We start from the raw sequence: 7,858 nt of genomic DNA, 5'->3' as shown, positions 1-7,858 counted from the left end.
GCGCTGGCGAGTTCCACGCAGTGTGAATCGTCTCCGCCGCCGGAGTAGGAAGCCTTCCGCCATACGGCGCTCTTCAAGTCCATCGTTCTTCGATTGCCCTTCTAATGAATGCCCTTGAATCCTCAACGTTCAGGGCTTGTGTCTGGAGTTTAGCGAAGAGGTTGGTAAGCAGGGACAGCGTGTTGTCGTCGCGTGCTGTCTCGCCTCCGCTCGTGGTCTCCTGAAACCCCAGAACCGACAGGTCGGCTTGTGTCGCCAGCGCGTACGGAGCGTTCACACTCAGTCCGTCGTAACTGGAGAACAGAGCGATCTGGATGCGGATGTGCTTGCGCTGCCCGAGTTCTAGAACGCTTTCCAATTGCTCGCGCATCACCGCAGTACTCCCAACGCGGCGATAGAGCACCGATTCATCCAGGATCGCGCACAGCAGTGGAGGTTCGAGGCGCTCTAGGATCTTCTGCCTCTCCAGTCGTTCGGCGACGCCTTTCTCGGTAGCGGCCAGAACCTTCGCATATTCTGGGGTTTGCAGCAGCCCATCGATGTACATCGTCTGAACAGAGCGCAATAGTGTCGCGGTGGTCTCCACCTCGGAGTATTCGGTCAGCGCCCGGGGCAGATCGCTGTTCTCGATGTGTTTTCGCCACGCGGCGATGATCTTGCCGTTGGCATGGAGAACTTCATCCATTTTTTCGGCGTTCTCAAGTTTGCACCTGGAGGTGCCCTTGATGATCCGGCCGGCGAAACTGGGCGTGATGAAGATCCTTTGCGCCAGGGTGGCGCGCGTGATCTTGGCTTCCTCGCGGTGCTTGTTGACGATCTCACCGAAACGGCGCGAGCCGGGGGTCGGGTGGACTGACATGCGCTCTCCGCTCTGACCTGATGCGTCTAATGATCTATTGCGGGCCGTCCATCTCTGACGCGTATCTCTCAGGTCGCTGGTCACCCTACGCCGCATGGCGAAGTGTGTCACTAGTCACAGCGCAACGACCGAGCGTCACCGAGCCAAGGCAGCAGCCATGATCACCAGGGAACAGCTCCGCCCGCCGGAACCGATCACCGAAGCGTCGATGCTCGTGATCGAGGCCGAGCCGGAAGCGGTCAAGAGGGCGCGCGATTTCGTCGGGCGATGGTTCGGGCACTTCGCCTTGAACGAGGAGGACGCGCGGGCCGTCACCTCCGAGTTGGTGACCAACGCCTTCCGGCACGCCTGCCAGCCGGGAGGCACGATCGCGGTTCGCGTGTACCGCAGCGCGCAGGGCGCGGTGATCGAAGTCCTCGACCCGTCGCAGGACCTGCCGGTGATCAAGCCGTTCGATCTCACCAGCGAGGACGGGCGGGGACTGGCGATGTTGTCCATCCTGGCGGCGCGGTGGGGGACCTACACCCGGCTCGCGGGCGGCAAGGCGGTCTGGGCGGTGATCGCGTGAGTGAAGATCACACGCAGGCCATGCAGGAGGCGACGGCGATGATCGTCCTGGCGCGCGTCCTCAACACCCTCGATGGCTGTGTCGCCGTCGTGGACACCCGTACCGAGGTGCCTACGGTGGTCGTCGGGAACCGCGCCGAATGGGACACCGCGACCGTTCGTGTGTGGGTGAGCGGGAACGTCTTCCTGTGGCGTCACGGCGTCTGCCCGTGCCTGCTGGTGGACGCGTTCGCGTCGCTGGTCCGCAGCGTCGGACCGCACGGCTGACAGGAACACGGCCGCCCCGCACGCAGAGAAGCCCCCTACCGCCTGTCGCGGCTGGTAGAGGGCTTCTGCTCTTCCCACAGGTCGGGGCTACAGTCCGGCGGAGCGGCCGATGATCTCTTTCATGATCTCGTTCGAGCCCGCCCAGATCTTGGTGACGCGGGCGTCCATCCAGGCGCGGGCCACCCGGTACTCGCGCATGTAGCCGTAGCCGCCGAACAGCTGCACGCAGCCGTCGATGATCTGGTTCTGCGTCTCGGAGGTCCACCACTTGGCCTTGGAGGCGTCGGCGGTGTCCAGCTCCCCGGCCACGTGCGCGGCCAGGCACTGGTCCACGAACGCCTGCGCCACGTCCAGCTTGGTGATCAGCTCGGCCACCAGGAACTTGTTGTGCTGGAAGGCCCCGATGGGCTGGCCGAACGCCTGCCGCTCCTTGACGTAGGCGACGGTCTCCTCCAGCACGCCGCGCGCGTGCGCCACGTTGGCGATCGCGCACGACAGGCGTTCCTGCGGCAGCCGCTCCATCATGTGGATGAAGCCCCGGTCCAGCTCGCCGATGACGTGCGAGTCGGGCACCCGCACGTTCTCGAAGAACAACTCGGAGGTGTCGGCCTCGGGCTGGCCGACCTTGTCCAGCTTGGTGCCCCGGGTGAAGCCGGGCGTCCCGGCCTCCACGCCGAACAGCGTGATGCCCTTGGCGCCCCGGGACGGGTCGGTCTTGGCCGCCACGATGACCAGGTCGGCGTGGCCGCCGTTGGTGATGAAGGTCTTGGAGCCGTTGATCACCCAGGCGTCGCCGTCGCGGACCGCGGTGGTCTTCAGCGCCGCGAGGTCGGAGCCGCCCGACGGCTCGGTCATGCCGATGGCGGTGATCGTCTCGCCGGTGCAGAAGCCCGGCAGCCACTTCGCCTTGGCCTCCTCGGTGGCCAGCTCCAGCAGGTAGGGGGCGCAGATGTCCACGTGGATGCTGACGATGGAGTTGTAGGCGGCCGCGACGCGGGCCAGCTCCTCGCCGATCACGGCGTTGAAGCGGAAGTCCCCGGCGTCCTGGCCGCCGTACTGCTCGGGCATCTGCATGCCGAGGAAGCCCTGGCGGCCCGCCTCCAGCCACACCTCGCGCCTGAGCATCCGCTCATTGCGGATGTCCTCGTCCAGCGGCAGCAGCGTGCGCTCGACGAACTCCCGGACGGACGCCCGGAACAGCTCGTGGTCCGGCTCGAAGACGGTGCGGCGCATGGTCGTTCCTCCCGCTGTGTGGTGAAGTGCCGGATCAGTGTACTGAGCGATCGCTTAGGATCGGCGGGTGACCGAGGACCTGTGGGAGGACCTGGCGGCCGACCCCGAGGCGGCGCGGCGGTTGTTGCTGGCCGCCGTGGACGCCTTCGCCGAGCTGGGCTACCACGGCACCTCGACCCGGCGGATCACGGCGGGCGCGGGGATGAGCGCCGGGGCGCTGTACGTCCACTACCCGACCAAGGCCGACCTGCTGTTCCGGATCGCGGTGCTGGTGCACGAGTCGGTCGAGCGGACGCTCGTCGGCGCGCTGGCCGGGGTGGCGGGGCACGCGCCGCGCCTGCGGGCGCTGGTCTACGCGTTCGCGTCCTGGCACGCCCGCCACCACAGGGCCGCCCGCGTCATCCAGAACGAGCTGGGCGCGCTCGACGGCGGGCACGCCGCGCGCATCGCCGTCCACCGCCGCCGCGTGCGCGCCCTGATCCACGACGAGGTGCAGGCGGGCGTCGCGGCGGGGGAGTTCGACGTCGCCGACGTGGCCGGGACCGCCCGCGCCCTGGCGTCGCTGGCCATCGACGTGTGCCGCTGGTACCGGCCCGAGGGCCCCAGCACGCCCGAGGAGATCGGCGCGCTGTACGCGCACCTGGCGCTGCGGATGGTCCGGGCGGTCGGTTAGCGGGCGCTCAGTCCCACCAGAACGACCACCAGGTCTTGCCGCGGATCTCCTCGGCGTACCCGGCGAGGGTGCCGGGGCCCTGGAACAGGATGTCGGGGCAGAACGCCCAGTGCTCGGCGGCGACCTGGAGCGCGTGCTTGGCGGTGACCGGCGGCGCGGCCACGCTCAGCTCCAGGGTGTTGAAGCCGAGCCCGACCACGCGCGCGCCGAACCGGTCCTCCCAGCCGCGCACCACCGCCGAGAGCGGCGCCGTCCACTCGTTGTGGTTGAGCGCGCCCTGCCAGCCCACGGCGGTGAGGGCGTCGGCCCCGCGCTCCACCGCGACCAGGCCCAGCGACAGGCCGCGCGGGGAGATGGAGCGGGCGTACCGGTCGGCGACCGCGCCCGGGTCGTCCATCAGCGCGCCGCGCGGGGCCGGGCCGGGGCACTGCCGCCCGAACGGCGCCAGCTCCTCGACGTCGGCGTCGGCGGCCTGCTCGGCCCAGTCGTGCCACACCTCGGACATGAACGCGATCGGCGCGTAGTTGTCGATCTCGTCCACCGGCTCGGGCGCGACCTGCCCGGCCCCCCACGGCTGGTCGGAGTCGTCCAGCAGCAGCGGCCACAGGCCCGAGCGCCCGTGCTCGGCGCGCAGCCGCGCCCACAACTCGCCGGTGACCGGCTCCTCGCTCACCCAGAACGCGGGGCGCAGCGTGAGCTGGCGCTGCGGGAAGCCCGGGTCCGGCCAGACCACGTCCCCCGCCGGCAGCGGCACCGAGAGCACCCGGTGCGGGTCGCCGTCGGCGAACAGCTGCGGCAGGTTGCCCGGCAGGTGCGGGCGAAGATCGAGGTCATCCATTTCACGCCGTTCCGGTACAGATCATGCCAACAGGATCTTGGCACTCCGGAGATGTTAACGGCGTCCGGGGTACCGGGGGGACCGGCCGGAGGGTTCGGTCCCCCTGCCCTGATCACGATCTGATACCGGGCGGAGGGGTGCATAGCCGACGTCAGAGCGTGCCCGGCGCGCGCCGCCGCAGCAGCGCGCGGGCCGGCAGCGACATCGCGGCCGCGCCGGACCCGCCCACCACCAGCAGCAACGCGGCGGCGGGCCGTAGCGGGACGGCGGGCAGCGGCAGCCCCGTCACCGCCGTCGCGAACGCCAGCAGCGTCACCCCGGCGATGAGCGCGCCCGCCACCAGGCCGGTGCCCAGTACGATCACCGCCTCCAGCCGCACCATCCGCACCACCTGCCGCCGGGTCGCGCCGACCTGCCGCAGCAGCGCGAACTCGCGCCGCCGCGCCCCGGTCGCCAGCGCCAGCGTGGTGACCAGGCCGATCACGATGAACCCGGCGATGGCGGCCACGACCACCAGCGACAGGAAGCCCTGGAGCCGCAGTGCCTCGGACTGCCGCGCGGCCAGCGCCTCGGCGGGCAGCACCCGCGCCCCCGCGTAGGCGGCGGTTATCTGGCGCAGGTCGGCGGTGCCCGCCACCAGGATTTGATCGTCGAGTGTGGAGGCGGAGTGCGCTACGGCCAGGTCGTGGGGCAGCAGCAGGTCGCCGAACCCCATGCCGCGTTCGTAGATCGCGACGACGCGGGCTTTGATCTGCGTGCCGTCGCCGAGCCAGAGCGTGACGGCGGAGCCGACGCGGACGCCGCCCGCCACGTCCCGGCTGAGCGCGACCGCCGTGCCGGTCAGGGCGTCCAGCCGCCCGGAGACGGCGCCGGGGTCCATGGTGCGGGCCGCGTCGGGGGTGACGCCCCGGGCGCTCAACGAACGCAACGCCTGCTCGCCCATCTCGCGGACCGCCATGATCGCGCTGGTGTGCTTGACGGGCGTCGCGGCCCGCACGCCGGGCGTCCTCCGCACGGCCTCGGCCGCGCCGGGCGGCAGGCCGGGCCCGTCCGACACCAGCGCCTGGTCGGCGCGAGTGCCGTCGGCGGCCTGCACCTCGGCCGCGCGGACCATCGTGGTCTGGGCGAACAACTGCACCCCGGCGAACGCCACCGCCAGCGCCACCGGCGTGATCACCGATCCGGCGCGCAGCGCGGCGGTCGTGCTGGCGTGCCGGGCGAGTTTCCCGGCCACCGGTGCCAGGCGGGCCACCGGCGGGCCGAGCACGCGGTCGCCGATCCGGGCCAGCGACGGCCCGAGCAGCGCCGTCGCGATGACGAGCGTCAGCACCAGCCCCGAGACCGACGCGGCCGCTGCCTGCCCGGCGGTGGCCATCGAGACGCCGAGGGAGTTCAGGCCGAGCACCAGGAACACCAGCCCCGTCACCCGCCGCCAGCGCGGCAGATCGGACGGCTCCAGGGCCGCTTCACCGAGCGCCTGAGCGGGCCGGATGCGGGCGGTGCGCAACGAGGCCAGCAAGGTGGTGAGGGCCGCTGCGAGCACGGTGATCCCCAGCGCCGCCAGGGCGGGCAGCGGGCTGAGCGACAATCCGAAGCCCTCCGGCAGCACGCCCTTGGAGATCATCGCGGCGTGCAGCCCGGCCCCGGCCGCCAGCGACGACACCCCGCCCAGCACCCCGGCGGGGACGGCCGCGCCGAGCGCCTGCCGGACCATCTGGCCGCGCACCTGCCCGGGGGTGGCCCCGACGGCGCGCAGCAGCGCCAGCTCGCGGGCGCGCTCGCGGACCGACAGCGCGCCGAGCCCGCCGATCACGATCAGCGCCGTCATGATCGCGACGCCGCCGAGCACGGCCGACAGCTCGATCATGTCGGGCCGGGCGGCGGCCACCGCCGGGTCCTCGGCGTCGCCGCGCGCGGCCCCGGTGGCGACGTGCAGGCCCGGCGTCCCCCGGACGGCCTCCTGGAGGACGCGGGGGCTCACGCCCCGGTCGGTGAGCACGGCGAGGGCGTCGGCGTGGGCGGGGTGGCCGCTCAGCGTCGCGGCCGTCCCCGGCGCGAAGAACGCCGCCGCCGGTCCGGCCCCGACCAGGCCCGTGACGCGGTAGGGCTGCGGCTTCCCGGTGATCTGGAGCGGCACGGTGCCGCCGACCTTCGCGCCGGTCGCCGCGCTCAGCACGACCTCGTCCGGAGCCTGCGGGGCGCGTCCGGCGCTCAGCTTGTAGGGGCGCAGCGCGGCCGAGTCCCAGCCGTGGCCGGAGACCGTCGCGCCCGCGCCGGTCAGGACGGGAAACGACACGTCCGCGACCACCGCCCGCACTCCCGGCACCGCGCGCAGCCGCTCAACCATGGCGACCGGAACCCGTGCGGGCTCGGCCACCGGACGGCTCTGCTTCGCTGGTGGCGACCCAAGCTGCTTGACCCGCGTCTCGACGCGCTGCGGCCCGGTGACCACCGCTGCCGCCGCGCCGTACCGCTCGACGGGCGCGTGCGCGCGCAGCGCCGACTCCAGCAACACCCCGCACGAGCCGACCAACACTGCCGCGAACAGCAGCGCCGCGAAGAGCCCGGCGAAGATCCCCCTGGGTATCTTCACAACGACTCCCAGCGGGCGGAGATGGCGGCGGGGGAGGGGGCGACCATCTCGTCCACGATCCGGCCCTCGCTGAGGAACACCACCGAGTCGGCCCACGCCGCCGCCACCGGATCGTGCGTCACCAGCAGCAGGGTCTGTCCCGTGCGGTCCACGGTCTCGCGCAGCAGCCGCAACACCTCGCGCGCGGTGCGCGGGTCGAGCGCGCCGGTCGGCTCGTCGGCGAACACCACCTCGGGCCGGGTGATCAGGGCGCGGGCGAGCGCCGCCCGCTGCTGCTGGCCGCCCGACAGCTCGGCGGGACGGTGCCGCAGCCGGTCGCCGAGCCCGACCCGGCCGACCACCTCGGCCAGCCACTCCCGGTCCGCCTCCCGCCCGGCGAGCCGGAGCGGCAGCGTGACGTTCTGCTCGACGTCCATCGACGGGATCAGGTTGAACGCCTGGAACACGAAGCCGATCCGGTCGCGGCGCAACCGCGTCCGCCTGGCCTCGCTGAGGCTGCCGAGATCGACGTCGCCGATCCGCACCGTGCCCTCGGTGGGCCGGTCCAGCCCCGACGCGCATTGCAGGAACGTGCTCTTGCCCGACCCCGAAGGCCCCATCACGGCGGTGAACCCGCCGCGCGGGAACGCCCAGGACACCCCGTCCAGCGCCCGCACCTTCCCGTAGGTCTTGCGCACCTGTTCCAGCCGGACCGCGCTCGCCGTCCGCTCAGCCGTCGACACCGTCATGGGTCCCTCCCAGGAAAGCCCTGCTCACCTGGTCGAACCTAGGTTCGGCACGGGCCCCGGCACATGGGCGCACTCTCCCGAAACGGGGGTGTAGCCCGCT

9 protein-coding genes are annotated in these 7,858 nt (G+C 71.9%); 3 read left to right on the top strand and 6 right to left on the bottom strand.

Features of this window, described 5'->3' with window-relative positions; all coding sequences use genetic code 11:
• Both AH6_RS47140 and AH6_RS26000 read right to left on the bottom strand, forming a co-directional pair.
• Positions 1–83: DUF397 domain-containing protein (locus AH6_RS47140; RefSeq protein ID WP_157431722.1), on the bottom strand; the 83-nt coding region annotated here is incomplete at its 3' end.
• A complete protein-coding gene (locus AH6_RS26000; RefSeq protein ID WP_067484709.1) occupies positions 74–859 on the bottom strand; it encodes a helix-turn-helix domain-containing protein in 786 nt (261 codons plus the stop codon). The genes AH6_RS26000 and AH6_RS47140, both read right to left, overlap by 10 nt.
• A gap of 157 nt (positions 860–1,016) precedes the next feature.
• On the opposite strand from AH6_RS26000, the gene AH6_RS25995 reads away from it, so the two are divergent.
• Positions 1,017–1,427 carry an ATP-binding protein gene (locus tag AH6_RS25995; protein WP_169807908.1) on the top strand — a complete coding sequence of 137 codons (411 nt, stop codon included), beginning with the start codon at positions 1,017–1,019 and terminating at the stop codon, positions 1,425–1,427.
• Positions 1,424–1,693: a hypothetical protein gene (locus tag AH6_RS25990; RefSeq protein WP_157431719.1), complete on the top strand. Its 270-nt coding sequence runs from the start codon at positions 1,424–1,426 to the stop codon at positions 1,691–1,693. Before AH6_RS25995 ends, AH6_RS25990 begins: the two co-directional genes overlap by 4 nt.
• Before the next feature lie 87 nt (positions 1,694–1,780).
• Here AH6_RS25990 and AH6_RS25985 read toward each other — a convergent pair whose 3' ends face one another.
• A complete protein-coding gene (locus AH6_RS25985) occupies positions 1,781–2,926 on the bottom strand; it encodes an acyl-CoA dehydrogenase family protein (protein ID WP_067484703.1) in 1,146 nt (381 codons plus the stop codon).
• Between the two features lie 67 nt (positions 2,927–2,993).
• Between AH6_RS25985 and AH6_RS25980 the strand changes: the two genes are divergently transcribed.
• A complete protein-coding gene (locus AH6_RS25980; RefSeq protein WP_067484701.1) occupies positions 2,994–3,599 on the top strand; it encodes a TetR/AcrR family transcriptional regulator in 606 nt (201 codons plus the stop codon).
• A gap of 7 nt (positions 3,600–3,606) precedes the next feature.
• Here AH6_RS25980 and AH6_RS25975 read toward each other — a convergent pair whose 3' ends face one another.
• The 3 genes from AH6_RS25975 to AH6_RS25965 form a co-directional block, all read right to left on the bottom strand.
• Positions 3,607–4,437, bottom strand: a complete 831-nt coding sequence (locus tag AH6_RS25975) for a DUF4253 domain-containing protein (protein ID WP_067484682.1) — start codon at positions 4,435–4,437, stop codon at positions 3,607–3,609.
• A 151-nt stretch (positions 4,438–4,588) separates the two neighbouring features.
• Positions 4,589–7,030, bottom strand: coding sequence for an FtsX-like permease family protein (locus AH6_RS25970; protein ID WP_083983457.1), 2,442 nt, complete (start codon positions 7,028–7,030; stop codon positions 4,589–4,591).
• The gene (locus AH6_RS25965) at positions 7,027–7,758 is read right to left on the bottom strand and encodes an ABC transporter ATP-binding protein (protein WP_067484680.1); all 732 of its coding nucleotides are present in this window, start codon (positions 7,756–7,758) and stop codon (positions 7,027–7,029) included. The genes AH6_RS25970 and AH6_RS25965 overlap by 4 nt, the downstream gene beginning before the upstream one ends.
• Positions 7,759–7,858: the final 100 nt, after the last annotated feature.

The organism is Actinomadura hibisca NBRC 15177 (assembly GCF_001552635.1).
Classification (GTDB): domain Bacteria; phylum Actinomycetota; class Actinomycetes; order Streptosporangiales; family Streptosporangiaceae; genus Spirillospora; species Spirillospora hibisca.
Note: the sequence above shows the minus strand (reverse complement) of the source record. Positions and strands in the feature narration are given on the sequence as shown.